Origin of the sequence: Nocardia amamiensis (assembly GCF_015477605.1) — a bacterium.
GTDB lineage: Bacteria > Actinomycetota > Actinomycetes > Mycobacteriales > Mycobacteriaceae > Nocardia > Nocardia amamiensis_A.
Window position 1 is genome coordinate 102,350 of record NZ_JADLQX010000005.1, and the last position, 18,052, is coordinate 120,401.

Here is an 18,052-nt window from a genome sequence, read left to right on the forward strand (position 1 = left end):
GGCCTCAGGGCAATTCGAATGGCAGCGACACGCCCGCGTGGACGCGGCACCGCTCACAGGTGTCGACGGCGTCCACCGCGGCCACCGCACGGCGGATGAGCTCTTTGAAGGGCGCGAGGTTGCGCTTGAACTCGGCGAAGACGTCGACGGCGTGCACGCCCTCACCCTCTTCCAGGCCCGCGTCCAGATCGGTCACCAGCGCGACGGCGGCGTAGCACATTTCGAGTTCGCGGGCGAGCACGGCTTCCGGGTGACCGGTCATGTTCACCAGATCCCAGCCCTGCGCGGCGAACCACCGGCTCTCCGCGCGCGTGGAGAACCGCGGTCCCTCCACCACCACCATGGTGGCCGCGTGCATCATGTGCAGCGCGTCGGACTCGGCCTTGATCGCGGCGGCACGCAGTTCCTCGCAGTACGGATCGGCGAAGGACACGTGGATGCCGCCGCCCTCGAAGTAGGTCTGCGGGCGACCGGAGGTCCGGTCGACCAACTGATCCGGCACCACCACCGTGCCGGGACCCCAGTCCGCGCGCAGGCTGCCGACCGCGCACGGCGCGAAGATCCGGCGCACGCCCAGCGAGCGCAGCGCCCACAAGTTGGCCCGGTACGGCAGAGTGTGCGGACCGAATTCGTGATTCTTGCCGTGCCGCGGGAGGAAGGCCACCGGCCTGCCCTCCACTTCCCCGACCGCGATCGGTGCGCTCGGCGCGCCATAAGGCGTATCGACCTCGACGGCGGTGGCCTCGTTGTCGAAGAAATCGTAGAAGCCGCTGCCGCCGATGACGGCGAGCGTGGGACGAGGGTGCGAGCTCATACCGCAATTGTCTCGTCCCGCCGCCACCGTCGATAGGCGGGATCAGCCTCGGCTCGCGAATCCGGTGGTATCGAAGCGCCCGCCGAAGTCCTCGGCAGGCGATCCACCGGTACCGTCAGCGGGGAACACGCCGCCGACCTGACAAGACCGGCGCGAAACTGTACCCTAGGGGGGTATTATCCGGTTCCCGGACCGGCAGGCAGCGAGGAGACACCGGTGGCAGCTACCCCCCACGACCACGCGGCGCCCGAGCACGCGCCGCACGGCTACATCACCGCCAAGGACGATTACCTCAAGCGTCTGCGCCGCATCGAGGGTCAAGCACGCGGCCTGCAGCGGATGGTCGAGGAGGAGAAGTACTGCATCGACATCCTCACCCAGGTGTCGGCCATGACCAAGGCCCTCCAGGCGGTGGCGATGGGCCTGCTCGAGGACCACATCAGCCACTGCGTGGTGGACGCCGCGGTCACCGGTGGCCCGGAGGCCGAAGCCAAGATCAAGGAAGCCACCGACGCCATCGCCCGACTCGTCCGCTCCTGACGGCGTTCACCCGTGCCAGCGGCGATAGACGGCGGCCGCGCCGGGATGCAGCGGGATGGAACCGGTGCTGATCAGCGACCGGCCGTCGAGGAACTGGGTGCCCGCCGCCACGGTGGGCACCAACGCGTCCGCGTGCCATACCAGCAGTTCCACGATGGCGGCGGCCACGTCCTCGGGCATGGTGGAGGCGGCGAGCAGTAGGTTCGCCACGCCGATGGTGTGCACCGCGGCGGCGCCGGGATACGCGTCGGCGGGGATCGCAACCCGGTCGTAGACCGGACCGAACCGCTCCCGCATCGGCGCGGCCAGCTCGCCCATGTCCACCAGCCGCATCCGGCTCGGCACCGCGAGCAAGGTGGTCGGCACGCCGCCCGCCCACAGCAGAGCGTCCGCCTCGCCGCCCGTCAGCGCGGCCACCGCCTCGGCCAGCGGACGATGCGAAATCGCCACATCCACGGCGGGGTCCAGGCCGGCGACGCGCAGAATCCGTTCACCGGTCAGTGCCGCACCCGATCCTTCCGCGCCCAAACTCACCTTGGCCCCACGCAGATCCGCGATCGATCCGATCGGACTGTCGGAGCGCACGACCAGCTGCAGATAGTTCTCGTACACCCGGCCCAGAGCACACAGCGTCGCGGAGCGACTCGTTGAGGGGTGGTGGTCGGGCGACAGGTCGGCCAGCGTTGCGGAGCGACTCGTTGACGGGTGGTGGCCGGGCGACGGGCGGGCCGGCGTCGCGTAGTGACTCGATAAGGGTTGGTGGTCGGGCGACGGGTCGGCGAGCCGGTCGGCGGCTTCCCGCACCGAGTCCGCGAGCGCGAGGGCGGCATCCACCTCGCCTCGGGCGAGCAGTGCCAGATTGTCTTGCGAACCGGACGTGGTGACCCGCTCGATGCGCACGTCCCCGTTCTCGGCCGCGGCGGCCCCGAGCAACCCCGCGAAAGCGTGATAGAAACCGCCGACCTCGCCGGACGCGAGCCGAACAGTGGCGCCACCACCACTCGGACCGCAGCCCGCGATGCCCGCCGCGACGGCCAGCGCGAGAAAACCACGCCTGCCGATGCCGCGCCGCGCACCGGGTTCTCGACTGGTCATCGCACCTCCGCCGCGGGCAATCGGACACCGACCGCGAGACCGTGCGGATGCACCCGCTCGACCGTGAGCGTGCCGCCGCGCGCCTGGGCCAGCGCCGCGGCGATCGGCAAACCGAGCCCGGAGCCACCGGCGCCTGCGGACGAGCCGCGGAAGAAACGGGTGGTGAGTTTGCCGATCTCATCGGACGGCACGCCGGCGCCGTCGTCGCGAACGCTCACCGCGACCCAGTCCGGCTCCGCGACGACGATAAGTTCGGTCTGCGTGCCCGGTCCGGCATAGCGCGTCGCGTTGCTCAGCGGTACGTCCAAGATCTGGGCGAGCACGTCGGCGGGGACCGCGACCTCCGCACCTGCGGGTGCGGGCGCGACGCGCAGTCGCTGGCCCGCCGCCTCGAACGCCGAGCACCAGGCGTCGAAGCGGTCGGCCACCACCTGCACGGCGTCGCACTGGTCGTCGGTCTCGGCGGCCCGCGTGACGTCGAACGCCGCGGGCGTTTCCGCGACGGCGAGGCTGAGCAGGCCGTCGAGCAGCGCGGTCAGGCGATCGACTTCGGCGCCCGCCCCGCGGAAGGTGCCCGCCGCGCTCGCGGGGATCGCGGGGGCCAAGGAATCGAGGCGGATGGTCAACGCGGCCAGCGGATTGCGCATCGCGTGCGCGGTGTCGGCGACGAGCTGGCGCTGCGCGTCGGCCGAATCGGCGACGGCGCGGGCCATCGCGTCGAAGGATTCGGCGACCGCCCGCATCTCCGGTGGCCCGCCGTACCTGCCTGCGATCGACACCGGCGCGACGCTGTCCGCGCGGGGTTTCGGCAGCGTCGCGGTCAGCTCGGCAACCGCGCGCGACAGGGCCGACAGCGGTCGCAGCACCCAGCGGCTCAGCGTCACCGCGAGCAGCATGAACAGCGCCATCGCGACCATGCCGCCCAGCACGATCACCGCCCAGGCCCGCGCGATGTCGCCGCGAGCGCGCGCGGTGGACGCCTCGATCACCACCGCGCCGTTCACCTGCACCCCGGTGCCGACCGGCCGCGCGACGAGCATGGCCGGCGCGCCCCACGGCGTCAGCTTGTCCACCGCGTGCGGACGCTGGTTGCGGCGCGCGGCCGCTACCGCCGCGACGATGCCGGGATCGGTCACGTCGGCGCCGGCGTTGACCGTCGTGGCGCCCCTGGCGTCTACGACCAGGACGTTCTCGCCGTACAGCTCGTGATAGCGCAGCACTTCGTCGGCCAGCGCGCGGGTGTCCCCGGCCGTGACGGCGTCGTCGGCGAGAGTGGCGAAGCGGTCGGCGTCCCCGGAGCGGGCCAGCACCAACTGCTGGGTGCGGCTGGTCGCGATGGTCAGCGACAGCGGCACCGCGAACGCCAGCACCGCGATCGCCGCGAACACCGTCAGCGCGACGAGCAGACGACGCCGCATGACCTACCTCCGGCCCGCCCGGCCGCGGGCACCGCGCTCACTGCCCCCACCGATATCCGTAACCGCGGATCGTGGTGATCAGCCCGGGCCGATTCAGCTTGGCCCGCAAGCCGGTCATGTGCACGTCCAGCGACCGCGACACCGCGACGAAGGCGTCACCCCAGATGCGATCCATCAGCTGCTGACGGCTCACCGCGGCGCCCGGCCGTTCCACCAGCGCCTCGACCAATTCGAATTCCTTCGGCGTCAAGGGCAGCGGTACGCCTTCCACCTCGACCACCCGGGCGCCGAGGTCGACCCGCACGTCACCGGTGACCACCACCGACCGCTCCTGCCGCGCCGCGGCCGCCGCGCGCCGCGTCACCGTCTCCAGTCGCGCGACCAGCTCCGCGATCCGCGGCGGTTTCACCAGGTAGTCGTCGGCGCCGCCGCGCAGGCCGCGGACGATCGAGCGTTCGTCGCTGCGCGCGGTCAGGATCAGCACCGGCACCGAGCTCACCTCGCGCAGTCTGCGCAGCACCTGCAGGCCGTCGCCGTCGGGCAGGCCGAGGTCGAGGACGACCGCGTCGTAGTCACGATGCGCGATCAGCAGATCCGCGCCGCGGCGCTTGCGTTCGGCGCGGTAACCGCGGGCGATCAGCGCCTCGACCAGCGCGTCTCCCACGCCGTCGTCGTCCTCGACCACCGCAAGCCGCACGCGCCGATCCTCCCACAGCGGGCGGATCGGCGCGTGTGCCGGGCGGTCAGTCACGCACGGTGACCAACGGTCGTCCCGGCTCGGCCACCGCGGCGCCGGACCCGGTATCGGCGTCCGCGGTGGGCTCGCCCGCGTCGATCGTCGACGAGGTCGAGGTCTCCCGCATGAAGTAGTAGGTGACCAGCGAGATGGCGATGCACCCCGCGACGTACCAGAAGTACAGCGACTCGTGGCCCGCCTTCTTCAACGCCAGCGCGATCGTCTCCGCGGTGCCGCCGAAGATCGCGACAGTCAGCGCGTAGGGCAGCCCGACGCCGAGCGCGCGGATCTTGGTCGGAAACAGCTCGGCCTTCACGATCGCGTTGATCGAGGTGTATCCCGTGATGATGACCAGTGCCGCCATCATCAGGCCCCACGCGGCGACCGGATCGGTGGTCCGCGCGAGGACGCTCATGATCGGCACGGTCAGCACGGTGCCCGACACGCCGAAGAAGATCAGCAGCTTGCGCCGCCCCACCCGGTCCGACAACGCACCGGCCAGGGGCTGCAGCACCACGAAGACCAGCAACGCGATGAAGTTGATCCACGCGACGGTCGACTTGGAGATGCCGGAGGTGTTGATCATGAACTTCTGCATGTAGGTCGTGTAGGTGTAGAACGCGACCGTTCCGCCCAGCGTCAACCCGATCACGAGCAGGCATTCCCGCGGGTAGCGCAGCAGGATGCGCAGCGAACCGCGCGAGTTACGCGACGCGGAAGCCCCCGCGGCGTGGGTCGGTTCGCCCGGCGCGTGCCCTGACTCGGCGCGGAATTGATCGGACTCGTCCATGCCGCGCCGCAGCCACATCACGATCAGCGCACCGGCAGCGCCGATCACGAAGGGAATCCGCCAGCCCCAGTCGTTCATCTGGGCCGTGTCGAGGAACTGCTGCAGCACGATCTGCACGCCCAGCGCGACGAGCTGGCCGGCCACCAGCGTCACGTACTGGAAGCTGGAGTAGAACCCGCGCCTGCCCGCCGAGGCCACCTCCGACAGGTACGTCGCGCTGGTGGCGTACTCGCCGCCGACCGAGAGACCCTGCAGCAACCGGGCGAACAGCAGCAGCGCCGGAGCGGCGAGTCCGATGGTCTGATAGCCGGGCGTCACCGCGATCAGCAGGGAACCGGCCGCCATCACGGTCACCGAGAGGGTGAGCGCCGATCGGCGACCGAAACGGTCGGCGTACCGGCCCAGCGCCCAGCCGCCGATCGGGCGCATCAGGAAGCCGACCGCGAAGACGGCGGCGGTGGACAGCAGCTGCGCCGTCGGATCGTCCTTGGGGAAGAACGTCTTCGCGAAGTACACGCTGAACGCGGCGTAGACGTACCAGTCGTACCACTCGACGAGGTTGCCGATGGAACCGCGCAGAACGTTCGCGACCACCCGGCGCTCGCCCACGGGCTGTGTCGTAGTCACAAGATCTCCTTCTTCGACGCCCCATCGCGTCGTCGCAGATCAGTGTGTCGGCAGTCACAACCCCGCGGAATGGCTCTCCGCTGTTCCTAACAGTCCCTTAGGACGATCACCGCCGGGCGGGAAAACCGGTTCGGCCCCCGAACAGCGCCGCGGTGGACGGCGGACGTCGAGGGCCGAACGAGGCTGGATTCCGGCTCAGGATCGCGCGGTCAGCAGCGGCGCGAGCGTGCGCAGCGCGGGGAGGTAGTTGTCCCCGAGGATCTGCACCGCGACGTGGTCGGCACCCGCGTCCAGATGTTCCGACAGCCGAGCGGCGATCCGGTCCGGAGTACCGTGCGCGATGACGGCGTCGAACAGCCGGTCGCTGGGCGGGGTGGTCAGATCGGCGTCGGTGAAATCGAATCGGCGCAGGTTCGACACGTAATTGGTCAGGCCGAGGTAGAACCCGACGGTCCCGTCGGCCACAGCGTGGGCCGCCGTGGCGTCGTCGGTGAGTACCACCTTGTGCTCGGTCGCCAGCAGCGCGTCCGGACCGACGATCTCGCGTGCCGGCGCGGTGTGCGCCGACGGCACGAAATAGGGCAGCGCGCCCGCGGACCGCTCGGCGGCCAGTTTCAGTACGCGCGGCCCGAGTGCCGCCACCGCGCGACGCTCGGCGGGCACGCCCGCCGCGTCGAGTTCGTCGAGGTACTCCACCAGCGCGTCGTAGGGCTTGCGGTACTCACCGGTGTGCTCAGGATGGCCCGCTCCGACGCCGAGCAGGAACCGGCCAGGGAACCGCCCATCGATCCGATGGAACGACTCGGCCGCTTCTTTCGCCGGTGCGGCCCAGATGTTCACGATGCTGCTCGCCACCGTGATCGTTTCGGTCGCCTCCAGCAGCGGTTCGACCACCGCGAGATCCGCCGGGGGCGAGGCCCCCAACCACAGCGCGCCGTAGCCCAGCTGCTCCAATTCCCGCGCATCCTCCGGGGTGAACCCGTTGTACGCCCGCCACACTCCGAACCGTCCGAGACTCTCGAATGCCATGTCCCGAGCCAACACTGGTCCGCGGACGGCTATTCCGCGTCGGCGAACGACTCGACCTCGTCAGATCGAAGCGAGCCCGGCCCGAGCGAGCTACTGTGAGAATTGCACAGCTATCGGCGCCCGCCGCCGTGGCAGGCGTCACCACTAGGAGATGGAGGTGATCGCTGTGCTCAGATTCGATCCATTCCATGACATCGACACCGTCGCCCGCCAACTGCTCGGCGAAACCGCCGGAACCGCTCGCGCACCGCGATTCATGCCGATGGATCTTTTCAAAGCGGGAGATCACTACGTGCTGAACGCGGACCTGCCCGGCGTCGACCCCGGTTCGATCGATGTCAGCGTCGACAGCGGCACGCTCACCCTGCGCGCGCAACGCACCGTTCCCAGTGAGGAAGGCGTCCAGTGGATCGCCTCGGAGCGCTTCGCCGGTACGTTCATGCGGCAGCTGTCCCTCGGCGAGAACGTCGACGCCGAACGGATCAGCGCGACCTACAACAACGGTGTGCTGTCGGTGACGATCCCGATCGCCGAGCGCGCCAAGCCGCGCCGCATCGCGATCTCGGGGGCGTCCCAGGAACCGAGGACGATCGAAGCATCGACACAGTCCGAGCAGACGCCGCGACCTGGGCAAGCCTCGAAGTGACCGCCTCGCTACCCGCATCCGCGCACGGGTGCGGGTAGCTCTATGTCAGTCACCGCAGCAACCCGCGTCCGGGACCGGGACCGACCGCATCTCGCGCGTCTGCGCGTTGCGGGCGGCGAGTTCGCCGTCCGCGGGGTAATCGACGCTGATCAGGCTCAGGCCGTGGGCGGGAGCGACGGTGACCGCGCTGGACCGCTCAGTCTCGCGCAGCAGCTCGCCCACCCATTCCGGGCCGCGGCGCCCCTCGCCGACCGCGAGCACCGCGCCGACCAGGCTGCGGACCATCGACCAGCAGAACGCGTCGGCGCTGACGTAGGCGAGCAGCAGATCACCTTCGCGCACCCAATCGAAGCGCTGCAGCTCCCGGACCGTCGTCGCGCCCTCCCTGCGCCGGCAGAACGCGGCGAAATCATGCAGGCCCAGCAGTTTTCCCGAGGCAGCGCGCATGGCCTCGAGATCGACGCCGGACCGGCAGGCGACCACGCTGCGCGCCTGCAACGGCTCCGCGCCGTACGGTGCGGTGGTCAGTCGGTAGACGTAGTGGCGGCGAACAGCGGAGAACCGGGCGTCGAACTCGGGCGAGGCGAGCGCCGCCTGCTTGATCCGCACGTCCTTCGGCAGGAATCGCGCCATCCGGTGCACCAGCTTGTCCGCGTCCAGTTCGCCGGACGTGTCGAAATGCGCGACCTGTCCCTCGGCGTGCACGCCCGCGTCCGTGCGCCCCGCGACGGTCAGCTGTATCGGCTCACGGAACACCTTGCTCAGCGAGTCCTCCAAGACCCCCTGCACGGTGCGCAGACCCGGCTGTCGCGCCCATCCGACGAAATCGGTGCCGTCGTAGGAGATGTCCAGCCGCACGCGAACCGTCGGGCGCATGGCATCCGGCGCCGACCCGGCCACATCCGGCTGCGGCACCGCATCGTGCCGCGCCGACGGCGGAGCCGATTCCGGCGACACCGTGGCATCCAAGTCCTCCACACTCACGACTCCACCTCGCCAGCGCTCGATCACAACGATCTCCTGGTCAACGCGAACAAGCCCGCCGACCCGGGAACGGGTGGCGGGCTCGTTCGCGAACGTCAGACGTCCGGATCATCCCCACAGGCGGGGAACACGATCTCAGGCGTCCTTCTTGTCCTCAGCGGCCTCGTCGGCGGCGGGCGCATCGGCGGTCTCGGCGACGGCCTCGTCGGCCTTCTCCTCGACGACCTCGGCGGCCGGAGCCTCCTCGGCCTTCTTCGACGCGGCGACGCGGCGAGCGCGATCGGCCTCGTTGGTCACGGTCTTCTCCCGGACCAGCTCGATGATCGCCATCGGCGCGTTGTCACCCTTGCGCGGCAGCGTCTTGGTGATGCGGGTGTAGCCACCCTCGCGCCCCTCGAACGACGGGCCGATCTGCTCGAAGAGCTCGTGCACGACGTCCTTGTTGCGGATCACCTTGAGCACCTCGCGACGGTCGGCCAGCGTGCCGGCCTTCGCCTTGGTGATCAGCTTCTCCGCGTAGGGGCGCACGGCCTTGGCCTTGGCCTCGGTGGTGGTGATCCGGCCGTGCTCGAAGAGCGCCGTGGCCAGATTGGCGAAGATCGCCTTCTGGTGCGTCGCCGACCCGCCGAAGCGGGCACCCTTCTTGGGCTTGGGCATTGTGTGGTTCTCCTTGTGAGAGGCCGGTCCGGGGCGCCTACCCCGACGGCCTAGAGCTGTTCGGTTTCGGCGTAGTCCTGCTCGCCGCCATCGGTGTCACTGAACGTGCCGCTGTCGCTCCACGTGCCGGTGCTCGCGTCGTAGCCGACCACGCTGGACGGATCGAACGACGCCGGGCTGTCCTTGAGCGAGAGGCCGAGCGCGTGCAGCTTGACCTTGACCTCGTCGATGGACTTCTGGCCGAAGTTGCGAATGTCCAGCAGATCCGACTCGGTGCGGGCGACCAGCTCGCCCACCGTGTGCACACCCTCGCGCTTGAGGCAGTTGTAGGACCGGACGGTGAGGTCCAGGTCCTCGATCGGCAGACCGAACGAGGCGATGTGGTCCGCCTCGGCCGGCGAGGGGCCGATCTCGATGCCTTCGGCTTCGACGTTCAGCTCGCGGGCCAGGCCGAAGAGCTCGACCAGGGTCTTGCCCGCCGAGGCGAGCGCGTCCCGCGCGCTGATGGAGTTCTTGGTCTCCACGTCCAGGATGAGCCGGTCGAAGTCGGTGCGCTGCTCGACACGGGTGGCCTCGACCTTGTAGGTCACCTTGAGCACCGGCGAGTAGATCGAATCCACCGGGATCCGGCCGATTTCCGCTCCGGACGCCTTGTTCTGCACGGCGGGGACGTAGCCGCGACCGCGCTCGACGACGAGCTCGATCTCCAGCTTGCCCTTGTCGTTCAGGGTCGCGATGTGCATGTCCGGGTTGTGCACCACGACGCCGCTGGGCGGGACGATGTCACCGGCGGTGACGGTGCCGGGCCCCTGCTTGCGCACGTACATCGTGACCGGCTCGTCCTCCTCCGAGGAGACGACCAGGCCCTTGAGGTTCAGGATGATGTCGGTGACATCCTCCTTCACCCCGGGAACGGTGGTGAACTCGTGCAGGACGCCGTCGATGCGGATGCTCGTGACCGCGGCCCCCGGAATCGAGGACAGCAGGGTACGCCGCAGCGAGTTGCCGAGGGTGTAACCGAAGCCCGGCTCGAGCGGTTCGATGGTGAACTTCGAGCGATTCTCGGCGACGACCTCTTCGGTCAGCGTCGGACGCTGTGAAATCAGCATGTGGATCATCCTCCTTTTAGGGCGCCCGCTATTTGACGCCTCGTCTCAGGGGTTGTGTGTGGTCGCTCGGCTTCCGGGCGACCACACACCAGCAGCACGGTGCTGCGCGGCTCGCCGAGGGCTACTTGGAGTAGTACTCGACGATCAGCTGTTCCTGCAGCGGCACATCGATCTGTGCGCGCTCCGGCAACTGATGGACCAGGATCCGCAGCCGGCCCGGGATCACCTGCAGCCAGCCCGGAACCGGGCGATCGCCGAGGGTCTCGCGCGCCACCTGGAACGGCAGCGTGCCCAGCGACTTCTCCTTGACATCGATGATGTCGTACTGGGTCACCTGGAAGCTGGGAACGTCGACCTTCTTGTTGTTCACCAAGAAGTGGCCGTGGCTGACCAGCTGGCGAGCCTGCCTGCGGGTGCGGGCCAGACCGGCGCGGTACACGACGTTGTCCAGGCGGGTCTCGAGCAGGCGAAGCAGGTTGTCACCGGTCTTGCCCTTGAGGCGGTTGGCCTCCTCGTAGTACCGGCGGAACTGCTTCTCCAGGACGCCGTAGGAGAAGCGGGCCTTCTGCTTCTCCTGCAGCTGGAGCAGGTACTCGCTCTCCTTGATCCGCGCGCGGCCGTGCTGGCCGGGCGGGTAGGGGCGACGCTCGAACGCCTGGTCGCCTCCGACGAGGTCGACACGCAGACGACGCGACTTGCGGGTGATAGGGCCTGTGTAACGAGCCATTGTTCGCTGTTCCTTTCCCGCTAGACGCGACGCCGCTTGGGCGGACGGCAGCCGTTGTGCGGCTGCGGGGTGACATCGGAGATCGTGCCCACCTCGAGGCCGGCGGCCTGCAGCGAGCGGATCGCGGTCTCGCGGCCCGAACCCGGGCCCTTCACGAACACGTCGACCTTCTTCACACCGTGTTCCTGCGCCTTGCGGGCAGCGTTCTCGGCGGCGAGCTGCGCGGCGAACGGGGTCGACTTGCGCGAGCCCTTGAAGCCGACGTGACCGGACGACGCCCAGGAGATGACGTTGCCGTTCGGGTCGGTGATCGACACGATCGTGTTGTTGAACGTGCTCTTGATGTGCGCGTTGCCGTGGGGGACGTTCTTCTTGTCCCGGCGACGCGACTTCTGGGTCTTCTTCGGGCCCGCGGCCCGACTCTTCGGAGGCATCGGTTATCCCTACTTCTTCTTGCCGGCGACGGTGCGCTTCGGGCCCTTGCGGGTGCGCGCGTTGGTCTTGGTGCGCTGGCCACGCACGGGCAGGCCACGGCGGTGGCGCAGACCCTGGTAGCAGCCGATCTCGATCTTGCGGCGAATATCGGCCTGCACCTCGCGGCGCAGGTCACCCTCGACCTTGAACTCGGAAGCCTCGATGTAGTCACGCAGCTTCGTCAGATCGTCGTCGCTGAGGTCCTTCGAACGCAGGTCCGGGCTGACGCCGGTGGCCTCGAGGATCTCCTTGGAGCGGGTACGGCCAATGCCGAAAATGTAGGTCAGCGCGATCTCCATGCGCTTCTCGCGCGGGAGGTCGACGCCCATGAGACGTGCCATCTGGCAGTTTCCTTAATCGTTGCGGAGGTCTGCTCCCTGTCCGTCCCCTCGTCTTGTGGGGCACCGGCCTCCGAACCGGTGGTAGGCGCACACGCCCCAGGGCTAGCCCTGAATTTCCGCAGCGTGCGGCTGGTGCTGGGAGTTCTTCTTGCCAATCCGAACTGCGGTTCGGTGCTTGGCTGGTGTCGCGTCGAGCGGCGCCGTCGGCAAGCCTCCGGCCGGTGGTACGAGGAAGCCCTCGCCTCCGCTCAGCCCTGGCGCTGCTTGTGGCGCAGGTTGTCGCAGATCACCATGACCCGGCCGTGGCGGCGGATCACCTTGCACTTCTCGCAGATCTTCTTGACGCTCGGCTGAACCTTCACGTCCGTCCAATCTGTTGTGGTTCACACGGGTGTGAACACAGTTTTTCCCCAGTCGGCGACTGGGGAAGTCTCTTTACACCTGAATCGACATGGGCGAACGCTCTGCGTGAGCAGGGGTCGCCCACTCGATTCACTTGTAGCGGTATACGATCCGGCCACGCGACAGGTCGTAGGGCGAGAGCTCGACGACCACACGGTCCTCGGGGAGGATGCGAATGTAGTGCTGCCGCATCTTCCCGCTGATGTGCGCGAGAACCTTGTGCCCGTTCTCGAGCTCGATCCGGAACATCGCATTGGGCAGCGGTTCGACAACTCGACCCTCGACCTCGATGGCCCCGTCTTTTTTCGCCATGTCCTCCGCGATCCCGGTTACGCTCAACCTGGTTTGTCTGCCTGACGTCTGCTTGCGTGGACCGACCGCTCGCACACAAACAGGCGGCGCCTGGGTGCACCGCCGCTCCAGCTTACCGATCAGTTCCGGATCGGGCAAAAATGCCTCCCTGTATACCCCCGTCGCCAGGGGTTTCGCAGCCATCTTCCCACCCCTGGCGAGGGCCGGGTGCTGCGCCGCGACGGCGGCTTGTTGTCGCGTAAACTGGCCGCTGTCCAGGTATTTGGGTCGAGCAGATCGAGGGGGACGCATGAGCGAGCGCAGCGAGCGAACAATGGGCACAGCCGAACGCGCGCTCGCGCCGGAGCCGAGCGCCAGCGAGGCGCAGGCGTGAGCGCGCGCCGCGAGCAAGCTATGAGCACGGCGCCCTTTTGTCATGGCGGCGTCGTGGCCGAGCATAGCGCGCGAGCAAGGAACACAGCGCCCACGATCCCGGCCGAGCCGAACGCTAGCGAGGCGAAGTCGTGAGCCGTAACAACAACGACCTGCCCATGCTGCCGCCGTGGCTGTCCGAGAGCGACGTCACACAGGCCGGCTACGAAGCACCGGTACAGAACCTCCCGCACGACGAGCTCATCGAGGAAGCGCCGAGCCGCAGACGCGGCCGGTTCAAAAACCGGGCGTCGGAACCGGAGCGTCCCGAAGCCGCGCGTCCCGACAAGCGCCGCAAAGGCTGGCGCCGCGACAAGCACGAACCATCCGATGAGGGAGTGCAGCAGAGCGCGCCGCGGCCCGCGCCCGCACCGGACGGGCCTGCGCCGGCTCCGCTACCGCAGGATTCGTGGCAGCAGCCCACCTACGAGCAGGCACCGCCGCCGCCGGACGGCGAGTGGCGGGTCCCGTCCCAGCGCACCGACGCTGGGCCGCAGGCGCTGCCCACCCGCAACCCTTCACAGCCCTCGCCGGGGTTCCAGCCACTGGGCAGCCGCGACGCCGAAGCGCCGGTGTCGAACAACTGGTCGGCGCCGCAGCAGGCAGGCAGGCCGGATCTGCCGCCGCCACCACTGCCGGACCAGCCGCGGCAGCCGGACGACGAACGGCCCGGTCCCGCGCCGAACCGCGAGTACCCCGGACCGTCGACCGGCGAGGGCGCAGGCGGCCGGGCCGCCGGACCGGATCGGCCCCCGCTCGACCCGCAACCGAGCCAGTGGCCGTCCACCGGCAATCCCCGGCTCGACGCCGCGCTTTCCGCCGTGCGGCCGAGTCACTGGCCGACCACGCCGCAGACCAACCAGATGTCCGCGCCACCGATCGATGGGAGTCCTGTCGCACCGCGCACGGGCGGGGGCCAGACCGGTGCGAACCCGAACACCGGGCCGGGCAACCAGCATCCGGCAATGCCGCCGACCGATCCGAACCAGACGTGGCCGACCAGTGCCCACCCGGCAGTGCCTGCCGATGACCGGTCAGCCGTGCCTCCACAAGGCAGGCATCCCGGCACACCGCAGACCAGTGCAGACCACGCGGCGTGGCAGGCCGGAAATCATCAGGCGGTTCCGGCCGGCGAATATCGCGGGGCGCCCACTGGCGCCGATCGGATGGCTCCCCCCACCGGCGCAACTTCGACCAGCGCGGATCCCACGATCCACCAGGATCGGACGCACCTGACACCCCCCACCGGCGAGCAACATGCGACGCCGACTTGGACCATCCCTCCGGTGCCGTACACCGGCGGAGCCCCGCTCGGGCCACCGGCAGATGAGCATTCCGCCCTGCAGACCGGATACGGCCCAGCACCCACCGGCGAAAATGCAGGGGTCCAGCCCCATGCCGGGTCCGCTCCGACAGGCGACCAGGCAGGGCACTCGAGCGATCCGGCGTCGGGACCGACCGCCGGAAGCCCGGCCACCGGCGCGGACCCCACGGCCTCGCAGTCCGGACGCCCAGCGGCGATGCCAATCGGCGAGGGTTCCACGTCCGGCACCGAACGGGCGGTGCCGCCCACCGGCGGAAGCTCGGCGGCGCAGTCGCACGGCGAGCGCTCCGCGACTCCGGCGACCGCTGGAAGCCATGGCGCGCCACAACTGGGCGAGCATTCGGATGCGTCGCCGAGTGCGGAAGCCGATGATCAGGTCGGACCGCATGCGAACGACGCCATGCCGCCAGTCCGCGGGCAGACGCCGCCTACCGGTGCGGACGCTCTCGCCCCACCTGCCGATGTTCGGCCGGTCGCGACCGGGGACCAGCCCGCCGTGTCGGACACCGATTCGAGCGGATCCGTAGCGTCGGGTGATCAGCCTGCCTCCGCGGACCGGACACACCCGGCGGGTGATCAGTCCGCGACGCCGCCGGTCGGTCCCGCGACGCCGACATCTCAGGCCGCGTCGTCTTCGTCCGCGTCTACCGGGGCTCTCACCACGGCGGGCTCCGACGGTCCGCCACCCTGGCTCGCCGCACCGCCGCCCGGGCAGGCGGCTAACTCGACGACTGGCACTCCGCGCCGCCTCCCGCCGCTGCCCGACCCGCCCGCGCCGCACGAGCGCCCGCATGGTGGTGCACCCGGCGTGCCGACGGCGACGCCACCGCACGAGGAGCGGCGACCGACCGCACGCGATGGAGAGGGGCCGCCGCCCTGGCTCGGGCATACCGCGCCGGAACAGGCGGGCCGACCAGGTCTTCCACCCGCGCCGAACGAGACTGCGGCGCAGGCTGGTCGGGCAGGCGCCCGGACGTCCGCCGAGAACTCAGCATCGGATGCCGCATCCGAACCGCGGGTACGCGCCGATCGCCGACCGGCCTCTAACCTGTCACCCGCGGAACGCACCGGAACCGAACCGGCTTCGGCGGCGTCGCCGTCCGCTACCGCTCCCCACGCCGCGCACGGCGGGATCGGTGCCGTGCCATCGGCGCCCGAAAATCCGTACGCGACCGGTAGCCCGTCGAGCACCGCGCCGCAAGGCACCGCGCCGCAAAGCATTTCGCCCCAGGGCACCGGGCCGCAAAGCACCGCGCAGCAAGGCATAGCGCCGCAAGGCACCTCGCCGCAAAGCACCGCGCAGCAAGGCATAGCGCCGCAAGGCACCTCGCCGCAAGGCATAGCGCCGCAAGGCACCACCGCGCCGCAAGGCACCGCGCCACAGGGCACCGGGCTGCAAGGCATAGCGCCGCAAGGCATAGCGCCGACCAACGAGGCGACCGGGCAACCGGGAGCAGCGGCGAATCCGCCACGTCCGCAAAGCGATCTGGGCGTCGCGGCGTCGGGCTGGACGAGCGCCGCGGAAGTCGGCGCCGCCTCGGCACGGCCGGTCGGCGGACGACATCGGTTGCCCACCGAGACGAGCGAACTGCCGGTCGCCCAAGCCCCGGTGGATCAGGCGCAAGCTTTCGATCAGCAGCCGGTAACCCAGCAGATGCCGCACCGCGAGGTGGGCAACGTCGCGCCGGGTCCACATGCTCCGGCCGACTTCGCCACCGAATATCCGGGTTACGCACCGCAGTCCGGTGGTGCTCCGGCACCAGTTCCGCCGCAACAGGCTCCCACCGACGACTGGCGCGATACCGCCCGGCACGCCGGCACCGCACCGGCCGATTCCACTGGGCACCGTGCCCCGTTCGCGGGTGGACAGGCACCGGTCGGCGAACCTGCGGACCAATGGCGCCATGTCGCCGAGCAGAACCCCACGCAGGGCAGCCAGGCGGCGCCCTATTCCGCACCCCCCGCGCGGCAGCAGCATCCCGAACCCCAGGACTACGGACAAGCCGCGCAGGCGGGTGGCCAGCAATGGGGCCATCCGCAGGGTTACGCTCAGCCCCCTGCCCAGCAGCCGAATCACCGATCGGGGACGCCATTCCAGCAGCCTTCGCTGGACGATGTGCCGTTGCGGCGGGCCAAGCGGGCGCCGGGATCCGGATGGCGCAAGGCCGTGCACCACATGTCCGGCGGCGCGATCAACCCGGGCATGTCCGCCGAGGAACGCAGACTGCAGGAACTCGTGGCGCGGATTCGGCAGCCGGTCCGCGGCGATTACCGCATCGCGGTGCTCTCGCTCAAGGGCGGTGTCGGAAAGACCACCACCACAATGGGTCTCGGGTCGATCTTCGCGTCGATCCGTGGCGACCGGGTGATCGCGGTGGACGCCAACCCGGACTTCGGCACGCTGTCGCAGCGGGTGCCGCTGCAAACCCGCTCCACCGTGCGCGACCTGCTGCTCGATTCCTCGATCCAGCGGTACTCGGACGTGCGCAGACACACCTCGCAAGGCACCAGCCGACTGGAAGTGCTCGCCAGCGAACGAGATCCAGCCGCCTCGGAGGCATTCAGCGACGAGGAATACCGCGCGGTGGCCGGCATCCTGCAGCGGTTCTATAACATCATCCTCACCGACTGCGGTACCGGCCTGATGCATTCGGCGATGACCGGGGTGCTCGACTTGGCGCATTCGCTGGTGCTGATCTCCTCGGCGGCGATCGATGGCGCCCGCAGCGCCGCCGCCACACTGGACTGGCTATCGCTGCACGGCCACGATCACCTGGTCCGCAATGCGGTGGTGGTGATCAACCTGCCGCGTGAGGGGTCACCGAATGTCGGCGTCCAGCAGCTGCGCGAATACTTCCTGTCGCGTTGCCGCGCGGTGCATATCATTCCGTACGACCAGCACCTGTCCGAGGGCGCCGAGATCGACCTGCACCGGCTGCACAAGCAGACCAAGCGGGCCTATGTCGAATTGGCCGCGACCGTCGCCGACGATTTCGCCACCGATCACCGCCGCTACCGCCCGTGACGCCAGCCGGAGCCTGCCCCGGACGGCGTGCGGTGGTCGGACGGCGTGCGGTGGTCGCACGGCGTGCGGGAGTCAGCTCACCACTCGGGTAGACGCCGTCGGCCCGCCAGGACATCGCGCACCAGATCGTCGTAGGCGTCGGCGAGTTCGGCGAGATGATGCCAGGCGTTGTGCAGCAGATCGTCGTGCGCGTCCAACGTCATCAACGCGTGGTGCGCCCGCACCGACGACTCGGCGAGCCGGTCGATCACCGCGCCAACGGTCTCGGTGTGCAAGGTGGCGCCGAGCCGATGCTGCGGCACGCTGCGCATCACCCAGTCGTCGATCGCCATCACCAACTCGATTCTGCGACGCTCGATTTCGCGGATCACCGCGATGGAGGTGTCCACCGAACCGCCACGCCCGACGAGCCGGCGTTCATGAAGCACCGCCAGGTCACGGGCGAACCAGAGCAGCGGACCGCCGACCACGCGGTGGCCGCGACACGCCCGAACTAGTAGATCGGACATAGGAAGTAGTCCCGGTGCCGAAGCACGCGCTGAAGGATCGACACACCTCGGTGTGCCGGGGAGGGCCATTACGACCGTTGTA

18 protein-coding genes are annotated in these 18,052 nt (G+C 69.5%); 3 read left to right on the top strand and 15 right to left on the bottom strand.

Features of this window, described 5'->3' with window-relative positions; translation table 11 throughout:
• Window positions 1-4 precede the first annotated feature (4 nt).
• Window positions 5-814: an S-methyl-5'-thioadenosine phosphorylase gene (locus tag IU459_RS08650; RefSeq protein WP_195128965.1), complete on the bottom strand. Its 810-nt coding sequence runs from the start codon at window positions 812-814 to the stop codon at window positions 5-7.
• Window positions 815-1,030: 216 nt separating this feature from the next.
• Between IU459_RS08650 and IU459_RS08655 the strand changes: the two genes are divergently transcribed.
• Complete coding sequence (locus tag IU459_RS08655) at window positions 1,031-1,354, top strand: metal-sensitive transcriptional regulator (protein ID WP_195128966.1); 324 nt, start codon at window positions 1,031-1,033, stop codon at window positions 1,352-1,354.
• 6 nt (window positions 1,355-1,360) lie between these two features.
• Here IU459_RS08655 and IU459_RS38375 read toward each other — a convergent pair whose 3' ends face one another.
• The 5 genes from IU459_RS38375 to IU459_RS08685 form a co-directional block, all read right to left on the bottom strand.
• On the bottom strand, window positions 1,361-2,449 hold the full coding sequence (locus IU459_RS38375; protein ID WP_228837614.1) for a TAXI family TRAP transporter solute-binding subunit: 1,089 nt from the start codon (window positions 2,447-2,449) through the stop codon (window positions 1,361-1,363).
• A complete protein-coding gene (locus tag IU459_RS08670; RefSeq protein WP_195128967.1) occupies window positions 2,446-3,867 on the bottom strand; it encodes a sensor histidine kinase in 1,422 nt (473 codons plus the stop codon). Before IU459_RS08670 ends, IU459_RS38375 begins: the two co-directional genes overlap by 4 nt.
• 37 nt (window positions 3,868-3,904) lie before the next feature.
• Entirely contained in the window at window positions 3,905-4,564 is a 660-nt protein-coding gene (locus tag IU459_RS08675) for a response regulator transcription factor (RefSeq protein ID WP_195129094.1), read from the bottom strand.
• A gap of 46 nt (window positions 4,565-4,610) precedes the next feature.
• On the bottom strand, window positions 4,611-6,020 hold the full coding sequence (locus IU459_RS08680; protein WP_195128968.1) for an MFS transporter: 1,410 nt from the start codon (window positions 6,018-6,020) through the stop codon (window positions 4,611-4,613).
• 195 nt (window positions 6,021-6,215) lie between these two features.
• Window positions 6,216-7,049, bottom strand: a complete 834-nt coding sequence (locus IU459_RS08685) for an LLM class F420-dependent oxidoreductase (protein WP_195128969.1) — start codon at window positions 7,047-7,049, stop codon at window positions 6,216-6,218.
• A gap of 166 nt (window positions 7,050-7,215) precedes the next feature.
• Between IU459_RS08685 and IU459_RS08690 the strand changes: the two genes are divergently transcribed.
• Entirely contained in the window at window positions 7,216-7,695 is a 480-nt protein-coding gene (locus IU459_RS08690) for an Hsp20/alpha crystallin family protein (protein WP_195129095.1), read from the top strand.
• Window positions 7,696-7,740: 45 nt separating this feature from the next.
• Here IU459_RS08690 and truA read toward each other — a convergent pair whose 3' ends face one another.
• From truA to infA, 8 genes are all read right to left on the bottom strand, one after another.
• Complete coding sequence (gene truA / locus IU459_RS08695) at window positions 7,741-8,571, bottom strand: tRNA pseudouridine(38-40) synthase TruA (RefSeq protein ID WP_195129096.1); 831 nt, start codon at window positions 8,569-8,571, stop codon at window positions 7,741-7,743.
• 243 nt (window positions 8,572-8,814) lie between these two features.
• A complete protein-coding gene (gene rplQ / locus IU459_RS08700) occupies window positions 8,815-9,336 on the bottom strand; it encodes a 50S ribosomal protein L17 (RefSeq protein ID WP_195128970.1) in 522 nt (173 codons plus the stop codon).
• A 50-nt stretch (window positions 9,337-9,386) separates the two neighbouring features.
• Entirely contained in the window at window positions 9,387-10,445 is a 1,059-nt protein-coding gene (locus IU459_RS08705; RefSeq protein WP_039796155.1) for a DNA-directed RNA polymerase subunit alpha, read from the bottom strand.
• A 121-nt stretch (window positions 10,446-10,566) separates the two neighbouring features.
• Window positions 10,567-11,172: a 30S ribosomal protein S4 gene (gene rpsD, locus IU459_RS08710; RefSeq protein ID WP_067479665.1), complete on the bottom strand. Its 606-nt coding sequence runs from the start codon at window positions 11,170-11,172 to the stop codon at window positions 10,567-10,569.
• 20 nt (window positions 11,173-11,192) lie between these two features.
• Window positions 11,193-11,606 (bottom strand): 30S ribosomal protein S11, encoded by a 414-nt coding sequence (gene rpsK / locus IU459_RS08715; RefSeq protein ID WP_039795647.1) that lies wholly within the window; start codon window positions 11,604-11,606, stop codon window positions 11,193-11,195.
• Between the two features lie 9 nt (window positions 11,607-11,615).
• Entirely contained in the window at window positions 11,616-11,987 is a 372-nt protein-coding gene (rpsM, locus tag IU459_RS08720) for a 30S ribosomal protein S13 (protein ID WP_039795645.1), read from the bottom strand.
• A gap of 248 nt (window positions 11,988-12,235) precedes the next feature.
• Entirely contained in the window at window positions 12,236-12,349 is a 114-nt protein-coding gene (rpmJ, locus tag IU459_RS08725) for a 50S ribosomal protein L36 (RefSeq protein ID WP_011207363.1), read from the bottom strand.
• A gap of 130 nt (window positions 12,350-12,479) precedes the next feature.
• Window positions 12,480-12,701, bottom strand: a complete 222-nt coding sequence (infA, locus tag IU459_RS08730) for a translation initiation factor IF-1 (protein ID WP_003418601.1) — start codon at window positions 12,699-12,701, stop codon at window positions 12,480-12,482.
• Window positions 12,702-13,204: 503 nt separating this feature from the next.
• Between infA and IU459_RS40475 the strand changes: the two genes are divergently transcribed.
• Window positions 13,205-17,461 (top strand): nucleotide-binding protein, encoded by a 4,257-nt coding sequence (locus IU459_RS40475; RefSeq protein WP_440446473.1) that lies wholly within the window; start codon window positions 13,205-13,207, stop codon window positions 17,459-17,461.
• 77 nt (window positions 17,462-17,538) lie between these two features.
• Here the strand turns inward: IU459_RS40475 and IU459_RS08740 are convergent, their stop codons facing one another.
• On the bottom strand, window positions 17,539-17,970 hold the full coding sequence (locus IU459_RS08740) for a DUF4254 domain-containing protein (RefSeq protein WP_228837616.1): 432 nt from the start codon (window positions 17,968-17,970) through the stop codon (window positions 17,539-17,541).
• Between the last annotated feature and the right edge of the window lie 82 nt (window positions 17,971-18,052).